The organism is Nostoc sp. DedSLP04 (assembly GCF_034530775.1).
In the GTDB taxonomy this organism is placed as follows: Bacteria; Cyanobacteriota; Cyanobacteriia; order Cyanobacteriales; family Nostocaceae; genus Nostoc.
Map to the genome: position 1 here is coordinate 1 of NZ_JAVRCL010000083.1, position 17,924 is coordinate 17,924.

General features: G+C 39.1%; 17 protein-coding genes. 7 read left to right on the forward strand and 10 right to left on the reverse strand.

Annotated elements, in window-relative coordinates:
* Both RMX89_RS31120 and RMX89_RS31125 read right to left on the reverse strand, forming a co-directional pair.
* Nucleotides 1-641 (reverse strand): glycosyltransferase (locus RMX89_RS31120; protein WP_322691656.1); only part of this gene is annotated, 641 nt, incomplete at its 3' end.
* A gap of 78 nt (nt 642-719) precedes the next feature.
* Nucleotides 720-1,379, reverse strand: coding sequence for a glycosyltransferase family A protein (locus tag RMX89_RS31125; RefSeq protein ID WP_322691657.1), 660 nt, complete (start codon nt 1,377-1,379; stop codon nt 720-722).
* 566 nt (nt 1,380-1,945) lie between these two features.
* On the opposite strand from RMX89_RS31125, the gene RMX89_RS31130 reads away from it, so the two are divergent.
* Nucleotides 1,946-2,173, forward strand: a complete 228-nt coding sequence (locus RMX89_RS31130) for a hypothetical protein (protein ID WP_322691658.1) — start codon at nt 1,946-1,948, stop codon at nt 2,171-2,173.
* A gap of 7 nt (nt 2,174-2,180) precedes the next feature.
* On the opposite strand, the gene RMX89_RS31135 is transcribed toward RMX89_RS31130, so the two are convergent.
* Both RMX89_RS31135 and dacB read right to left on the reverse strand, forming a co-directional pair.
* Nucleotides 2,181-3,083 carry an LD-carboxypeptidase gene (locus RMX89_RS31135; RefSeq protein WP_322691659.1) on the reverse strand — a complete coding sequence of 301 codons (903 nt, stop codon included), beginning with the start codon at nt 3,081-3,083 and terminating at the stop codon, nt 2,181-2,183.
* 29 nt (nt 3,084-3,112) lie between these two features.
* Complete coding sequence (gene dacB, locus RMX89_RS31140) at nt 3,113-4,582, reverse strand: D-alanyl-D-alanine carboxypeptidase/D-alanyl-D-alanine-endopeptidase (RefSeq protein WP_322691660.1); 1,470 nt, start codon at nt 4,580-4,582, stop codon at nt 3,113-3,115.
* A 213-nt stretch (nt 4,583-4,795) separates the two neighbouring features.
* Between dacB and RMX89_RS31145 the strand changes: the two genes are divergently transcribed.
* Both RMX89_RS31145 and RMX89_RS31150 read left to right on the forward strand, forming a co-directional pair.
* Nucleotides 4,796-5,395, forward strand: coding sequence for a hypothetical protein (locus RMX89_RS31145; protein WP_322691676.1), 600 nt, complete (start codon nt 4,796-4,798; stop codon nt 5,393-5,395).
* A gap of 505 nt (nt 5,396-5,900) precedes the next feature.
* Nucleotides 5,901-7,268: a sensor histidine kinase gene (locus tag RMX89_RS31150; protein WP_322691661.1), complete on the forward strand. Its 1,368-nt coding sequence runs from the start codon at nt 5,901-5,903 to the stop codon at nt 7,266-7,268.
* Nucleotides 7,269-7,322: 54 nt separating this feature from the next.
* On the opposite strand, the gene RMX89_RS31155 is transcribed toward RMX89_RS31150, so the two are convergent.
* The 3 genes from RMX89_RS31155 to RMX89_RS31165 all read right to left on the reverse strand — a co-directional run bounded on the left by RMX89_RS31155 (nt 7,323) and on the right by RMX89_RS31165 (nt 10,922).
* Nucleotides 7,323-7,844, reverse strand: coding sequence for a hypothetical protein (locus tag RMX89_RS31155; protein WP_322691662.1), 522 nt, complete (start codon nt 7,842-7,844; stop codon nt 7,323-7,325).
* 8 nt (nt 7,845-7,852) lie between these two features.
* Nucleotides 7,853-9,130, reverse strand: coding sequence for an AAA family ATPase (locus RMX89_RS31160; RefSeq protein ID WP_322691663.1), 1,278 nt, complete (start codon nt 9,128-9,130; stop codon nt 7,853-7,855).
* 190 nt (nt 9,131-9,320) lie between these two features.
* On the reverse strand, nt 9,321-10,922 hold the full coding sequence (locus RMX89_RS31165) for an alkaline phosphatase (RefSeq protein WP_322691664.1): 1,602 nt from the start codon (nt 10,920-10,922) through the stop codon (nt 9,321-9,323).
* A gap of 257 nt (nt 10,923-11,179) precedes the next feature.
* Between RMX89_RS31165 and RMX89_RS31170 the strand changes: the two genes are divergently transcribed.
* Nucleotides 11,180-12,082 (forward strand): ABC transporter ATP-binding protein, encoded by a 903-nt coding sequence (locus RMX89_RS31170; RefSeq protein WP_322691665.1) that lies wholly within the window; start codon nt 11,180-11,182, stop codon nt 12,080-12,082.
* 2 nt (nt 12,083-12,084) lie between these two features.
* Here the strand turns inward: RMX89_RS31170 and RMX89_RS31175 are convergent, their stop codons facing one another.
* Complete coding sequence (locus RMX89_RS31175; RefSeq protein WP_322672638.1) at nt 12,085-12,765, reverse strand: tetratricopeptide repeat protein; 681 nt, start codon at nt 12,763-12,765, stop codon at nt 12,085-12,087.
* Between the two features lie 649 nt (nt 12,766-13,414).
* Here RMX89_RS31175 and RMX89_RS31180 point away from each other — a divergent pair.
* Entirely contained in the window at nt 13,415-13,741 is a 327-nt protein-coding gene (locus RMX89_RS31180; RefSeq protein WP_196528493.1) for a YbjQ family protein, read from the forward strand.
* Nucleotides 13,742-14,098: 357 nt separating this feature from the next.
* The gene (locus RMX89_RS31185) at nt 14,099-14,731 is read left to right on the forward strand and encodes a hypothetical protein (RefSeq protein WP_322672637.1); all 633 of its coding nucleotides are present in this window, start codon (nt 14,099-14,101) and stop codon (nt 14,729-14,731) included.
* Nucleotides 14,732-14,962: 231 nt separating this feature from the next.
* On the opposite strand, the gene RMX89_RS31190 is transcribed toward RMX89_RS31185, so the two are convergent.
* A complete protein-coding gene (locus RMX89_RS31190; RefSeq protein ID WP_322672636.1) occupies nt 14,963-15,223 on the reverse strand; it encodes a hypothetical protein in 261 nt (86 codons plus the stop codon).
* 87 nt (nt 15,224-15,310) lie between these two features.
* Nucleotides 15,311-15,994, reverse strand: coding sequence for an iron-sulfur cluster biosynthesis transcriptional regulator SufR (gene sufR / locus RMX89_RS31195; protein WP_322691677.1), 684 nt, complete (start codon nt 15,992-15,994; stop codon nt 15,311-15,313).
* Between the two features lie 411 nt (nt 15,995-16,405).
* Between sufR and sufB the strand changes: the two genes are divergently transcribed.
* Complete coding sequence (gene sufB, locus RMX89_RS31200) at nt 16,406-17,845, forward strand: Fe-S cluster assembly protein SufB (RefSeq protein WP_229459601.1); 1,440 nt, start codon at nt 16,406-16,408, stop codon at nt 17,843-17,845.
* The last annotated feature ends 79 nt before the right edge of the window (nt 17,846-17,924 follow it).

Sequence of the window (17,924 nt, forward strand, 5' to 3'; positions counted from 1 at the left end):
GTTCTCCCCATACTACACTCATGAATCAGTATTTCTGCAAAAATGGGATGCTCCCCTTCTAATCTTTCAGCACAGCTAGCCGCACTAAATAATTGTGCAATTTTTTCAGAGCATTCAATCTTCTCTTGAGGAGTTTTTATATGGTCAATAATAGCTTCTGCTAACGCATCTACATTACTTGGTGATATTATTTTCCCACATTTAAGTACTTCAGAAATTTCACGTGGGCCAACTGGGCAATCAGTGGCAATAAACGTTACACCACTAGCTACAGCTTCTACAAGAACCAGTGGTAAGCCTTCAAAATGGGAAGCAAGTATAACTGCTCTAGATAGTGAAAAATAAGCTCTAGGATTGAGAACAGAACCAGCAAACAGCACAATTTCATCAATAGCTAAAAACTTTGCTAGAGCTTGTATCTCTGTCTCTAAATCACCTTCTCCTAACAAAATTAACCGGATATTTAAGTGATTTTGACTAACTTTAGCAAATGCTTTGAGTAAGGTTTTATGGTCTTTTTGATGGTGAAACCTAGAAGCACATACAAATGTAATCAACTGCGAGTTGTTAAACCAAGATGTGGCTGTAGGATGGAGAGGTTGGTTACTAATATCATCTATTGTTGGATTGTAGGATATCACTATTCGATGATGGTTAAACCCAATGTTTGCGAAGGTAACGTTATATTGAGTGGATCAAGACAAACTGAATTAAAGTTTTTAGGTTAATGAGCGCTGTTCTAAAACATCCTTGGTAATGCTTGTTTCTGCTCTCGTATAAACGTAGGTTTGTGGTTCTGTAACTTTTTGAGTTTTAAAAATTTTGTCTGCCCGTTTCCAAAAATCTGTATCTTCTCCATAGGGAATATTATTAAATCCCTGCAATTCAAAAAATACTCGCCTCTTACCAAAAAATGTCGGGCCTAAAACACATTCACGTAAATTAATTATTTGACCTGGTTGAAAATAATCGGCTACAAAAATTTCTTCTTCAGAGAAAAATCCTCCTTCAATCAAGTCAATTTCTGGATTAGCTTGCATGTATTTAAGTCGCGACTCTAGATGATTGGATTTATATGTATCATCGCTGTCAATAAATGTAATGTATTTGCCAAAGGATGCTTGAACTCCAGCGTTTTTAGAGTACCCCAATTTTTTATTTTGATGTTTTAAATAACGTATATTATTAAATTTTTGCAAATATGGATTGACAATTTCAAAAGTATTATCTTGGCTACCATCATCAACTACCAACAGTTCCCAATCTTTAAAAGTTTGAGCGAGGACACTATTGATGCAAATATTCAAATATTTTTCTCGGTTGTAGGTACAAAGTATAACTGAAATTTCGGGACTAAAGTCAAAGACAATAGGACTCATAAGAGTTAGATGTTTAATTTGTAACTAGTTGAAAATTTTTCCTAAGTATCTAGGCATAAATAAATTTAAAGTTTGTAGTAAGGACTTTAGTCTTGATAATCCTTGCAGTGAGCAATTTCTCGCTCACTGCAAATTAGGACTTTATTTTATATTCAATTATGTCTATCTACTTACTAACAACATAGCATCACAATCAAATAATGATACTATTTGTAATTTATTCACTGATATTCAATATGCCATAATCGGCATCAAGCAAGCGATGGCTATACCCACCAATGGCATTGCGCAATACTTGCTGTACAGTCAAGGTAAGTAAATTTTACCGTGATTTACACTAGACTGGTTGATCCCCTCAGGCAATTTTGCAGACTTTATAAAACACTACTTAAACATTATTGCCCTGAAAATGGCATTTACCCTATTTTTACTTTTAGGACTATAACCCAGATTAGTGGGTATGTCTACAGAATTATTAAAATTTAGTTTTTTGAAAAAAAGTAAGTAGAAAAGATTGATTCAGTTTAAGATATAAATTATTGAATTAATGATAATAGTTAAAATTCATGGTTAAGTATCCCGCTCCAGTTTTCTTAAGCGATTATTGGCAAAATTCATTTAACTTAAAAAAACATTTACAGGAATTTTTACATTTAGATTCAGAAACACTAGAAAAAAAGTTAGCAGCAGGACAAGAACAAATGGCCGAGTTAGGCCATAAAGATTTTGATTGGGAAAAAGCAACAGATTTTTATCGCGAACAAGTGGGAGAGATATATTTATTTGAGTTCTGATTTTAACTTAATGTGGATGCGCGATCGCTAATATTCCTGCATCCCCATCTAAAGTTACCTCTACACCCACTGGTAGGGCTGCATTGGGATGATCGTGGCCAAAAGGCAAATCGGAGACAATCGGAATACCCAAATCACCCAAGCGATCGCGCAATACTTCTTCTACACTAAAACTAGATATAGTTGGTGGCGCTTCACAACGAGTAAAACCGCCTAAAGCAATACCCCAGACTTGAGACAAAGCACCACTCAAACGCCACTGTGTCAGCATCCTATCGATGCGATAAGGTGCTTCGGTAACATCCTCGAAGGCCAGAATTACACCATCCAGATGTGGCAAGATTGGTGTACCCAAAAGGTGAGTAGCCACCGTGAGATTACCTGGTAACAAAGTACCAGTAACCACACCACCACCCCAACCGCAACCTTTGAGAGGGGTAAAAGAACCACCTTCTATCCAATCAAATAATCGCTTAACTGACCAATCCGGCTCATCTGCCAAAGTTGTCATTACAGGGCCGTGAACGCCGGAAATTCCTGCTGTATAAAGGCTCCATAATAAAGCTGTGATATCAGAAAAGCCTATAAGCCACTTGGGAAGCCCTGAGTTTGTCCAATTCCAATTTTCTAAGATGCGGGTGCTGCCAAAACCACCTCTGGCACAGAGAATACCACGACAATCAGGATCTTGCCATGCTGCTGCTAGCTGGTGACGGCGGTTTTCGTCTGTTCCAGCTAGATAACCCCATTTGTCATCTATCTGGGGACTGATTTCTAATTTGTAGCCACGCGATCGCCAAATTTCTAGACTCTGTTTAAATTCCTCGAACTCTCGCAAAGCACCACTAGGGGCAATTACTCGTAGTAAGTCTCCAGGTTTTAGGGGCGGTGGTAAGATTTTGGCTGGCATGAAACAAGTTAGGAGTGAAAAGTATAATATTAACAATGCTGCAATTGTGTTAACAAGACAACAACTTCATCAATTGCCTGCCGTATAACTGTTGCAGACTGATTTGACTGATTGACGATAATACTAAAAACTAGCGGCTCATATTTCGGCGCATTCATATATCCAGATAGAGAAACTACACCCGTTAACGTACCTGTTTTTGCTTGCACAATGCCCTCAGCAGGTGTACCTTGAAAGCGGCCTTTCAGAGTTCCACTTTTACCAGCCACGGGTAAAGATGCGCGATATATATATGCAGTTGGGGTTTTTGCCATTCCCCGCAGAGTTTGGACAAAAGCTTCTGGTGTTACTAAGTCACGACGTGATAAACCTGAACCATCGACCAAAATGTAATTAGCTGGATCGACCCCCAATTTAGTTAAACTTGCTTTGACAACTTCTAAACCGACATTAGCACTAGTCTGATTTTTCAGTCTGGTTTTTTTCACAGCTAATGCTCTCAGCAATGCTTCAGCATAAAGATTATTACTATTTAAATTAGTTTCTGCTAATAATTCAGCTAAAGGTGGCGACTCTACAAATGCTATTTCCTGTTGATTCACACCACCATTTACTACTAATGTCTGTCCCAAAGTAATTTTTTCTGTTGCTAAGACAGTACGGAAACGTCGTAAGAAGTAATAATTAGGGTCAACTACAGGCAAATCTATTAAAGATTCTTCAGAATTCGTTGCCAGTTGTCCTTGAATTCGTAATACTGTTCCTGATAATTCGCGGGTAACATTGACGTAGCTCGGTTGATTTTGAGGGACAGTTATTGACTGATTAATTATCCGCCACTGTTTTGCTTCGCCAGGATCGAGCCACAGCACTTGCAAAGATTTACCCACAGCCTGTGGTACAAGTTTAAAGCTAAAAATATTTTGATTCAAAATAAAGCTGCTGACTGGTACGCCATCACTTGATTGCACATCTTCCCATTGCCAGGTGGGGTTAACAATATCACCTTGAATATAACTATCATCAGCATTCAACTGCTGAATTTGAGTAATACCTTTCTGTTTTAACTGCTGTGCCAATTTTTGCAGTTCAGTATCACTTAAACTCGGATCTCCCCTACCGACAACACGTAAAATACCATTGCCATTCTGATAAATAGAGGTGCGAATCCGAAAATTAGCGCCCAATTCCTGCAACGCGGCTGCTGTTGTCAGCAATTTGAGGTTAGACGCAGGAGTAAAATATTTTTGAGAATCCCGACTGTAAAGAGTTGACCCCGTTGACAGAGGTTGTATCAAAATTCCCCAGCGCCCCCGACTAAATAAGGGACGATTGATTACAGCATCTATCGCTGTTCCCAGTTGGCTAGAGCAAATTGATTTTGTGGTAGTTGTTGGTGCAACTGGGGTTTGTGCTTTCGCAATAGAACTAAATCCTGTGTGGCTAGTCAAAAATATCAATAAAACACCCAGTGGTTGATTTAAAGTCTTAAGTCTCACCAATTTTCCTTATCCCAAAGACAGATATTTTTACCTTGCAAACAATTTCTTTCCGGAGAGAGAAGAATTAGCTCAGTAAAGTTACTTAATTAGTATAGGGAAGATGTTCACATGTTTCATACATAGGCGAGCGCACTAACATAATTTATGGGACTACAAAATCGAAACCCAAGTCAACCTGCATATACAGAAATACGAAATCGAGGCAATGGTGTGAGTACATTTTTATCTGGTGTAGCTGTATTACTCTCTACTTTGGCTTTGGGATGTAGCGGCTATGTAGCTTATGAAGTTTTTACGTTACGGCAGACACTAAATACTACTAGTACAGCCAGTAACACCATTCCCACTCAAGTCCCAAGTCCTACAGCTACAACTTCTCCACAAGCAACTGTCTCACCATCGCCAACTAGTGCTACAACATCAGCAATTAGTCCTGGTCAATTTGTGCAGCCTGCTTTTGGCAAAAAGGCAGAAGTTGAGTTACTTTCAGCAAAACGAATTAAAGACCCAGAAACTGGAAACCGTGATGTGGTAAATCTGCAAATGCGGATTCGTCGCCTTGCCACAGACGGAGTTGTTGGTAGCGATATTATCTCGGTGGCTAGTACAACAGCCCGCAATCCTGACACTAGCGTAACCTACAAAGGAGTTGCTCTTAATCGCTCAACAGGAAGCGTTTCTTTGTTCCAAGTACGTCCACAAGCCTCCGCAGATGCTTATATCTGGCTAAGAGTTCCCGATGGTATCAATAATTTGGACATTTTTGTGCCAGATACAGCCGCATTTAAAAATGTACCAATTTCATCTTAGCTAACTAACTGATATCAAATAACTCCCCATCTAGGGGAGCTATTTGTCGTTGATTGTACAAGATAATGCTTTACTTCTCTAAACAGTAGCCTGTAACTGTAAGCAGCAGTCTGAAAGATAACCAAATTTTTAAAACCCTTTTTAATTACTTTCTCTTTCACTCCAAGAGCAATTTCGCTGACTGCTATTGATGCAGTTTTAGTGTAGTTTATAACTGTGTTTGAAGTTCCTTTATTAACTCTTGCTAAAAGCGTATTCCAAAATAAGTTTAAATAAATAATAATTTTAACGTCACAAGGTTAGCGAGTAGGTAACAAAAGATTCTAATTAGTATCAATTCTCCAGCATAGAAAAGAACCGGATGCACTAACATCAGCAGTTTTGCAGCATAACTGTAATTTTCAGCAGTAATCAGGGAAATATAAGTTTGATTAACTTTGCAATTATCGCAATGCTGATTCGGGGTGTTATCAGAAATGTTAACTCAAGGTTAAGGATTTAAACTATGTTGGCAATACATAGCATGACAAATGCTAATAATTTGAATTTGCAATTAGAGTCCACTTTGCAAGAATTACCACTTTGGTCTGTTTACGTCGAAGCAGATAGTCCAGCAAATGATTTGAATACACTCTTTAAGCAAGAGCCTTTACTACCAGGAATTATCCTAGTGAAAAATCATGATTATCTGGGGATGATTTCTCGACAAAGATTTTTTGAACACATGAGTCGTCCCTATAGTTTTCCATTATTTTCTAAACGACCTGCGATCAATCTGATTAACTTTCTTCAGCCAGAGGTGTGTATAATTTCTGAGGATACGCTCATTGTAGAAGCAAATAAGCTAGCTTTGCAGCGAGAACCTCAATTCGTATATGAACCGATTTTAATAGAAACTCAGTTAGGTAGTTATAAGCTACTCGATTTCCATCATTTACTTTTAGCTTATTCCCAAATTCATATTTTAACATTAGCTCAACTAGAGAAAGTAGAAGAACAATCTAGAATTGCTAAAGTAGGTTTTCGTACCCTTAAGAATAACTATGCGCGATTAATTCAAAATGAAAAAATGGCTGCTTTAGGACAACTTGTTGCTGGCATTGCGCACGAAATCAATAATCCTGTGAACTTTATTGCTGGCAACCTTGTTTATGCACTCAACTACACTCAAAATTTACTACAATTAATTAGCTTATACCAACACCATTATCCTGCACCAGTAGCAGAAATTAAAGCTGCGATCGCAGAAATGGAACTAGAATTTTTAACTGCTGATTACCTCAAGCTTCTTGATTCTATGAAGTTTGGTACTGAGCGTATCCAAGAGATAGTTCTTTCATTACGCAACTTCTCTCGCCTCGATGAATCTGATAAAAAGATAGTTGATATTCATGAAGGGATTGATAGTACTCTAATAATATTACAAAGCCGTCTTATAAATCAGCAAACAGGTCAGATAATTACTATTGATAAAGAATATGGAAATCTCCCTCTAGTAGAATGCTATGCTGGGTTAATCAATCAAGTATTTATGAATATTCTATCAAATGCAATTGATGCTATATTTGAGAGTTTTGAATCAGCTGATTCAACTCTAAAATCACCTTTAATTCGTATTCGTACTGAAGTCACAGACAATCGGCAAGTAGTTATTCGCATTGCCGATAATGGTACTGGAATTCCCAAGGATATACAAAAGCGATTATTTGACCCCTTCTTCACCACAAAACCCGTCGGTAAAGGCACTGGGTTAGGGCTATCTATCAGCTATCAAATTGTTGTAGAAAAACATTGTGGTCAACTGCAATGTATATCTAACATAAAAGAAGGAACCGAGTTTATTATTACAATTCCTGTCGAACTTAATTCCTGACAAGTTAGTTAAAAAATCTCTATTTTGGGTAAATACTAATCGCTCAAGAATATTTTACCTTTTTGTTCGACTGCTTCGCCGTGTAGGTGGCTGCGGTGGCGGTGGTTCTTGAGATTTTAACTTGTCATCATCAGTTAAAAACTCTACATGAAAACCCTTTTGGTGATAGTGCCAACCCAAGATGACAATACTAGCATCACCCATAGAAGTCTCTTGGACAGCCTGAATGGGAAACTGAGCCGCTAAACTTTTTAGTGCTGCTGCCTCCCAAAGCACAATCTGCTCACTAAAAGCCGCCCAAGGTGTCGTTTCATCAGCAGCATAAGTTATGATTTCGGCAAATTTTTGAGCTGTTGGAAACTTATTTATCGTGTTTATTTTAGCTTGTGCAATGTGATTACCTGTTTCTATAACACTCGCTAAAGGAAGTACCAGTGTTGTTGATTTGGCGATTTCTGCCTGAATTTTCTGATTTACGCGTTCAAAGTTCCATTCATTATTACCAGCAGTTTCTCTACCTGGAACTTGTAACCAAACGCATAAAAGCGAGGTATCGATGAGTAGCACCTTTCTCATATTAGTAACTATTCATTATGAGAAAAGCTTCTTTCAATTGCACCCTTAGTTGTCATATCACCCAAAGAATATGATGCAAATAACTTAGAAAAATTCTCAATATCTTCTAAAAGTGTAAGCTTGCTTTCTCCAGTTTCAGAATCGCGGTGTGCTACAACTACAAAAGGAACTATCTCTGGGCCTAAAGCATCTAGCAAAGCTGGGTTATGGGTAGTAAGTAAAATATCAATTTTTCTTTTACTGCCAATTTCTTGTAGTATTCTGACTAGTAACTCTTCACGTGAGGGATGAAGACCATTATCTATTTCTTCAATTACTAATTGACTACCTTCTGGTCGAGTCAGTAGTGCTGTGAGAATTGCTATAAAACGTAAAGTTCCATCTGACATAGTTCTAGCATCAATCGGCGTTGGCTCTTGACCAGGTTTCCATTGTTCTTCACAGTAAAGCATCGCATCAGTTCTAAATCTGCCCACTTTTTCTCCCCATACTCTTTTAATATCACCTTCTGGTAAATCTTTAACGTAGCTAGATAGCGTTGATTCTACTTCTCGTTGCCGTTCATCAGGTAATGTTGCTAGCACACCCGCAATATTAGATGCATCACTTTCAAAGGTGTCAGACAGGCGTGAATAATCACGCATTTTTGAAGGTACAGGATTGAGAATTAATATATTTTCTAACTTAGAGATTACATAATCTTTAATTTTTTGCTTGAAGGTTGCATATTCATTATATGTATTTTTAAAATCTTCAGTTTGAGTATCTATTTTTATAAGATCATTATTGACATTTAAATCTTTTTTAAAATTCATTATTTCGTTTATATTAATAGGAGAATTAACTTCTTTTAATCCACTTCTAGTTGGAAAATGCCAACTTTTAGCATTAATTATATTTAAAGAATTATTTAAAACATTCTCATTTAATATTTGAAGTTCTATATATTCTTCTATAACCCTAATTTCAGGGATTGTTTGAATTTTTATAACATACAAGTAATCAGTTTTTTCATCTTCATCTGCAACCAGCGCTTTTAATGTAAATTCTTTTTCCGGTTTAAGTGCAGCCCACTCTACACCACCACGAATAGATGAAAGTATTTTATCCCCCGCTAAAGCTGCTTCAATATTCTCACCTCTAGCAATTCTTTGTAAAAATTCCAAAGCTTCAACTACATTAGACTTACCACTTGCATTTGTCCCAATCACAACAGTCAACGGGTCAAGTGGAAGCTCGGCATAACGGAAACTTTTCCAGTTCTCTAAGATGAGTTGCTTAAGCATGATCAACTCCAAAACTCTACCTACTTAAATTTAGCTCTTAACAGTAGCGTAGGCAAAGCCCGCCGCAGGCATTGCACAATTTTTTTATCCTTCAACATCCCACCCAAAAAACAGCAAAGCCAGCAGACAAAGTAAAAAATTGTGTAATTACTCTATCTAACTGGCTACATCTCACTATGATTTTGGCGATTTATTTTTCCGGCGGTAAATCTACACTGTAAACAGTCTTCCCAGCCAAGTTACGCAATGTTACCGTCATCACCTTCGTATTTCCATTAATTTTGACTCCTCCAAAGAATTGCAAACCTTCACTTGGTGGTCGATTTGCTTTTGTACCTGGAGGGAGGCTTTGAAATATCAATTGTGGGCCAAAAGTATTTTCTAATTCGTTTGGCCCAAATGTGCCAGAGTTAAGTGGCCCGGCGACAAACTCCCAAAAAGGCTTAAAGTCACTAAACTTTGCTTTGGCGGGGTTGTAATAGTGAGCTGCTGCGTAATGTACATCAGCAGTTAACCAAACAACATTCTGGATATTCTTGTTTTTGATAAATCGTAGTAAATCGGCAAGTTCTAATTCTCTTCCTAAAGCTGGGCCATCTCCATTAGCCCAAGCTTCAAAATCAGTGCTACCGTCTTTAACTATCAGTCCCAAAGGCATATCACTAGCAATCACTTTCCATGTCGCTTTTGATGACAGCAGTTGCCTTTTCAACCATTCCACTTGGGTTTTGCTCAAGAAATCTGTTTTTTTACTTGGTACTGGCTGATTATTCGGGGAATTTCGCCCTCGGTAGGTGCGCTCATCCAGCATGAAAATGTCTAATAATGGGCCATAGTTGAAAGAGCGATAAATTTTCGCTTTATCTGGATTATTGCTTTCATATCCAATAGGCAGATATTCTAAAAATGCTTGTCTTGCCCTTTGAGCTAGTAAGTTAACATCCTTAACTGTATAACGGTCATCGTTGAGGATAATTTGCCCAGGATACCAATTGTTTCTTGTTTCGTGGTCGTCCCACTGTGCCAATATGGGAACTTCAGCATTGAAACGCTTGATATTTTTATCTAGCAAATTGTAGATATAGTTACCACGATATTCTGTGAGAGTTTCTGCTACTTTTGATTTTTCTGGTGTAGTGATGTTTTTCCAAATAGTGCCGTCGTCTAAAGTTACTTCTGATTGAATGGGGCCATCAGCATAAATATTATCGCCAGAATGAATGAAAAAGTCGGGATGAAGTTGGCGCATAGTTTCGTAAATTTTCATTCCACCAAACTCAGGATTAATTCCCCATCCTTGACCGGCGGTGTCGCCACCCCAAACAAAGAATATATCTCGTCCAGATTTGGGGGGTGTTCGGAAAGTACCATAAAAAGGAGCGCTGCAAGTACGTTGATAATCTAAATCTTGGAAAATCACCCGATAAAATAATTTTTGGTCTGGTGGTAGATTCTTCAGATAAAGTCGTGCTGTAAAGTCGCTATTTTTTAAAGCATTGGGCCCCACAACTCGCTGCACGTTGCGAAAAGATTCGCTGGTAGAATATTCTACAATCATTTTGGCAGGGCGATCGCTCCGACTCCAAATCACGATACTATCGTTAGATATATCTCCGCTAGCTACACCATAAGGTATGCCAGGACGCATTTTATCAGAGGTGATAATTGCAGGTGCTTCGCCAAAAACTGGTGATTTAGCGACAAAGTTTGTGGAAATAATTCCACCAGCAGTGATAGCTGAATGTAGCAAAAACTGACGCCGATTTAGCTTCAATGGGTGATGAGATTCCATACTAAATAACAGCAACCTTAAACTAAAGTATTACAGGATAAGTGTTTACCACACGTTGTTATGTCAACAAGTAAAGATTGAGTTATCTAAGGGTTAATAAAATATATTTAGTTTGATGTAATCAGAATGGTAGTGTTGATTATGAACTGGTGTGAGCAAATTTATCCATGACCGAACAGAAAAGGATACAGAGCAACTAAATTTATTTATGAGTTGGTTAATTTTTAATTTTTAATTTTAATTCGGAGCGAAGCGACGTGACTGCTGCTGTCTTTTTAGAAAATGTCTACAAGTTTTACAACAATGTACCTGTAGTCAATGACCTATCATTCCAAATTGAAGCGGGGGAGATATTTGCTTTACTTGGCCCGAACGGTGCGGGTAAATCAACCACAATTCGGATGCTGACTACACTCACGAAACCGTCCCAAGGACGGATAGAAGTAGGTGGATATGATGTGACACGCCAAGCAACGTTGGCAAAACAGAGTATTGGCGTTGTCTTGCAACAAGTCAGTGTGGATAACGATTTAACCGTCTGGGAAAATATGGAACTGCACGGGAGACTACATCACATTAGTAACCCGCAGCGACAAAAATTGATTAATCAATGGCTAGAGTATGTTGAGCTAGCAGAAAAACGTAATGATTTGGTAAAAACCCTGTCTGGGGGTATGAAACGACGGTTGCAGATTGCGAGAGCTTTATTGCATCAACCGCAAATTTTGTTTTTAGATGAACCAACGGTAGGACTAGACCCCCAGACTAGGCGACGCCTCTGGGAAATCATTCGGGATTTAAATAAACAAGGGATGACGATGCTACTGACGACCCATTATATGGATGAGGTCGAATTTTTATGCGATGCCTTTGGTTCTACCAAGCCAGGACGCATCGGTATTATGGATAGCGGTAAGCTGATTTCTTTGGGAACTTTACAACAACTGCGTTTTGCTCACGGTGAAGGTTTGGTGATGAAACAATTAGGTGTATCTAATGTCGGAAGTGATAGCGTTCGTAATTGGGAATATCTGTTTTTCCCATCCTTGGAAGCAGCAAATATCTATTTGAATGAACAGCCAGATAAAACTGGAATGATGGTGCGTCCCTCTAATCTAGAAGATATTTTTGTGGAATTAACGGGACGCCAGTTAGATTAACCTCATCCTCCTAACTGCCGCAGCATGGCTTCTACCCTTTCTACGCCATCTGAGTCATTGCGCCGTTTGTACAAGTCACGGGCTTTCTGAAGCAAGCTGTTTGCTTGTTTGGCTTGTCGTCGCTGTTTATACATCGAACCCATCAACTCATAAGTCTGGGCGTTGTTTTTATCCAAATCGATTGCTTGTTGGTATGCCCAGGTAGCAGCATTATAGTCTCCCATACGCGATTGGGTTACAGCCAATCCTAAATAGGCGTTGACGTTGTTACGGTTCAGTTGTATGGCACGACGATAACCTTCCTTTGCCCCACGCGTGTCGCCCAAATTGGCTTTGATGTAACCTACAGCGTAGTAAAAATCACTATTGTTAGGACTGATGCCGATCGCTTTACGATAAGCTGCTAATGCTGCCTGGTAATTTCCCTGTTGAGCGTATAAATACCCAATACCTGAATGGATTTTAGCATTCTTCGGATCTAAACTAGCTGCTTGCTGATAAACAGCGATCGCACCACCATAATCCCCAGCATTGACTAACCTCCGTCCTTCCTCCAGTAATTGCTTTAATTCTGGGTTTTTGGCTTGCGCCACTAATACCTGAGCTTGAGCTACTGAAGGTATGGTGAAAGCAAAACATCCTAGTAACACCACACTAAACACGAATGATGTTGGTTTGTACACAGTAAATTTCCTGAAATTTTAGAGGACTTTTTTCTTGTACATTAAAACAAAAATATGGGTTTTTGAAAACTGTATTTATTCGTAGTGATTCAGATGTTAATAGTTCATTTTCTTTTCGTTTACATTTAGCACTACATAACAGAGTTTTTACTGAAGGATGAAGTGCAAGCGATCGAAAGCAGGTGAAGATACCCTACATATAAACCAGTACTATAGCAAAACTACACATTTTTTAATCAGTAGTTATACGTGTTACCCAGAACAACTCACCAGGAATTTGACTTAATCCTAAATTCTGATACAGCAAGCTTATAGGCTTTGACATTTATTCCTATTTTTATTGAATTTAAAAGCTTGCTGACTCTGTATCCAATTTTCTGACATTTTTAATCCTTGATACTACCCTTTGAGAAGTTTTCATTCAGGCATTTACATCCTTTTTTGGTCATTCAAAGATAAGATAAATTTAAACTGTCAAATGTAGGATTAACCTGTTTAGGACAACACTAACCCCAAAGTGCAATCTAAAATTGTATGAGAGGATGTTTATCACACTTGTCTTCTGTAAGAATAGTTACAATTATTAAAGTATTTTGAGAAATACTTTAATAATAAATATTAAGATATATCCCATATTGGAGGTTAATTTATGATTATAACTACCACTGATGTCATTCAAGGAGCCGTGATTGAATCATATTTAGGCATTGTGACAGCAGAAGTCGTCTACGGCAGCAATTTCTTACGGGATTTTTTGGCTGGTATTCGAGATATTATCGGTGGACGCACTGGTAGCTACGAGCGTTTATTTGAGCAGGGTCAACGCAAGGCACTAGAAGAATTAGAACAACGCGCACAACGTTTAGGAGCAAATGCTGTAATCGGGATTGAAATTGATACCGGCACAATAAATATTGACCAGTCAGGAGTGCTTTTGCTGATTACTGCCACAGGCACTGCTGTGAGGATGCGTTAGTTTTTGATGATTTTTATTTTTGACAATCATTACAAAGTTTTAATTAGATTAAGTCTAGTTCATACATAGCTAAAGCTGCTCTATGATAGCTATCTAATAGATGATAGCTAGCTAATATTTGCATTTTAAGTTAATAATTTTTATTTGAAAATTTAGAAAAAATTCTTAATGCATAAATAATTACTAAATTATATTAAAAATTGTGAAAGCAAATCTATTTTTCTCACTAAAGATACACCTATTAAATCTTTCTATCGATAGAGATTAAAACAGCTAGTTTAGTTATTTAATTTTAAGCATAAACATGAATATACCTAAGCAGCAACTTTGCTGAAACAGCACTGGAGAACATAAGCTATGTCATACGTAAATCGGACAGGTAATGACGCTATTCATACTGAGCCTGCGGTAGCAGGCAGAGTAGCCGAATATCACGATCTTGTTCGCTGGGGGCCGATTATCTCTGGTTTGTTGGTTTCCTTAGCTACCCAATTAATTTTGAGCGCTATCATTGGTGCGTTTGCAGCAGGCACAGTTGAAGGTTCAGGTGCGCCCAGAACAATTGCCCCTAACGCTGCGGGTAATGCGGGGCTTTGGTCAACTATCGCTTTACTAATTTCCCTATTTACTGGTGGTTGGGTTACAGCCCGTGCTTGTGGGCCCATGAACCGCAATACAGCGCTTCTGAACGGTGCAATTCTTTGGGCAACGACTTTGGCAGTTAGCTCATGGCTTTTAGCAAGTGGAGTATCTGGTGCTTTTGGTGTTGCTGCTTCTAACGCAGGAGAAGTCATAAACCAGGTACAACAGCAAGGTGGTGTTAATGTACCACAAGCAAACATAAGTGCCCAACAAGCTCGTGAAACGGCAGCTAATTTACGTTCAGGATTGTGGTGGTTTGTGTTTGGTTCTTTGTTGGGTTTAATAGCCTCAATGATTGGAGCCGTAACTGGCGCTCGTAGTCCTCGGACTAACACTTACAATACTTAAACTTAAATAATTGTTTGAAAAATCAAATGTTATTTATAAAAAAAAGCACCTTTAAAAAGGTGCTTTTTGTTTATAGCACAATACAGTTGTTAAACCTAAAACTCAACTTCTACGTAGGTTGGATTGAGGAACGAAACCCAACATTTCCTTAACTTTGTTGAGTTTTACTTCGTTCTACCCAACCTACAATTTTCTTAACTGAACATAAAATGCAAACTTTACTACCACAGTTCACCATTTTAGATATGAACCTTCAATTCCCTGCTCGCGACGAATTTTTCCATCTTTTTCAAACCAGGCAATTACTTGCTGCGCTGTCAAATCTTCAATAGCAACACCGTACTCTTGGGCAATATGCTTCAAAAGCTTCAGTGATGAAATTGTCAATCTTGTTAAAAACTTTTCTGGGGAAGACAACAACGCCGCATCTACTTTTGCTGACTCTTCCAGGGTTAAAAATTGTGTTGATGGTTGCTGTGGTGATACATCCATAAATGAAAAAATGAAATGCTATCTCAAAGTTAGTTAGGTATTAGTTATTAAAAAAATGACAAATGACAAATGACAAAGGACTAATGACTAATGACGAATTTGTACTAAATAACCACAACGATGTTCGCCATCAATAATCCAGTGGGTGCGCTCTACGTTACAATCTGGTAAGACGGCTGCAAACATTTCTAATTCGTGACCACAGATGCTAGGAAAAGACTCGGCAACGTTAGAAATGGCGCAGTTATGCTCCATTAAGATAAAGCGATCGCTCTCAAAGCAGTCATTCACATCAACAGGGTGATACTCCGCCATGAAGCCTTCCGCTTTTCTCAACTCAACTAAGTTGGCTACACGTTCTCGCAGTGAACCGTTACCCACGCGATCGCGGTATTCTTTCGCTTTGCGCTGCCACTGTTTCTCTAAAATCGATTTAAATTGATCGTGTCCTACCGTTTCGGCTAAGGTGTCTAGCAACGAAACCGCAAAATTTCCGCTTGCATCACCAAAGCGATCGCTCATTGTTCGGTGCAAGCGATCGCGTCCTTGACGACTCAATTCATAAAGATGCTGCGGACGCCCCATCCCTGCCGCCTGCACTGATGTCGAATACAAAACTAGCTCCTCCGTCTCCAAATCTTTGAGATGGCGACGAATAGCTTGGGGGGTAACGTCTAAAACTTCAGCTAGCTCTAAAGCCGTTGCTTTTTCGTGTTTGTGCAGATATTCTAGGATATCTTGCTTGGTTGAGGACTGGTGGGTAGTCGCCATCTTCATGTGGTGCGAGACGTTCAGCGAACGCCCCAAAAATTAATTTCTTTGAAAATTTGACCGTGCCAATTTCGGATTTTGGATTTTGGATTTTGGATTAAAAAAGTTTTCTAGTATATGCCCCGCTACGCTATCGTCAATCTAAAATCCCTGAGCCAAGCACCTTTGTGGTCTCTTTCAATCCAAAATTGCAAATCTAAAATCCAAAATTGTTTGACTTTGACAACATTGTTGTTGTTAATTTAGCGTAAAATGAAGATAGATTAAACAACATAGCTGTTGTTTTACTCTCCACCACTATTCTAGCAGCCGTGTAACCATTCCGTAACGGTAGATGGGAATCGGCTAAAGAAACCCCGTCTCCCATCCTTATAGAGAGATTCAAGTTCCGAACACGAGAGATTATTACTGATGAGTGCCACTGTCAAAACCTTAGTCAACCAACCCTACAAGTACGGCTTTGTCACGGACATTGAGGCCGACACTATTCCGCGTGGACTAGACGAGGACGTTATCCGCTTGATCTCCTCTAAGAAGAACGAGCCGCAGTTCATGCTGGACTTTCGCCTCAGAGCTTATCGCCAGTGGCAAAAAATGACGGAACCAACTTGGCCGAATGTCAAGTATCCGCCAATCAATTATCAGGATATCATTTATTACTCAGCGCCAAAACGCAAGAAAGAAAAACTAAACAGCTTGGATGAAGTTGATCCAACACTTTTAGAAACCTTCGAGAAGTTAGGCATTTCTCTATCTGAACAGAAACGACTGGCAAACGTCGCCGTCGATGCAATTTTCGATAGCGTTTCTGTCGCCACTACATTTAAAGAAAAGCTAGCGGAAGATGGCGTTATTTTCTGTTCGTTTTCGGAAGCGTTGCAAGAACACCCAGAACTGATCAAAAAATATTTGGGTAGCGTTGTTCCCATAGCTGACAATTATTTTGCCGCCTTGAACGCTGCCGTATTTAGCGATGGTTCTTTTGTCTATATTCCTAAAGGCGTAAAATGCCCAATGGAACTGTCTACCTACTTCCGCATCAACTCTGGTGACACGGGACAATTTGAGCGGACTTTGATTGTCGCCGAAGAAGGTAGTTATGTTTCTTACCTGGAAGGTTGCACCGCACCAATGTATGACAGCAACCAGTTGCACGCCGCCGTTGTGGAACTTGTCGCTCTGGATAACGCGGAAATTAAATATTCCACCGTCCAAAATTGGTACGCTGGAGATGCCAATGGTAAAGGCGGTATTTACAACTTTGTCACCAAACGCGGTTTGTGTCAGGGCGTTAATTCCAAGATTTCCTGGACTCAAGTAGAAACAGGTTCGGCAATTACTTGGAAATATCCTAGCTGCGTGTTGGTGGGTGATAACTCTGTGGGTGAGTTCTACTCGGTGGCGCTGACAAATAATATGCAGCAAGCTGATACGGGTACAAAGATGATTCACGTAGGTAAAAATACCCGCAGTACAATTATTTCTAAAGGAATCTCCGCAGGTAATTCTAGTAATAGCTATCGGGGTTTAGTGAAAGTCAATCCGACGGCTAAAGGCGCGAGAAATTATTCCCAGTGCGACTCAATGCTGATTGGGGATAATGCCCATGCTAATACTTTCCCTTATATCCAGGTGCAAAATAATACTGGTAAGGTGGAGCATGAAGCTTCTACTTCTAAGATTGGGGAAGATCAACTTTTCTACTTTGCTCAACGGGGTATTTCAGCAGAAGATGCCATTTCAATGATGGTTAGCGGCTTCTGTAAGGATGTTTTTAATCAGCTACCGATGGAGTTTGCTGTGGAAGCTGATAAGTTGTTGAGTTTGAAGTTGGAAGGCAGTGTTGGATAAATGGAAGCAAGGATAAACACAGAACGCCGATGTCTCTGTGTTTATCTTTTGGAAGAATGACGAACCGCGAAGAGAGAAG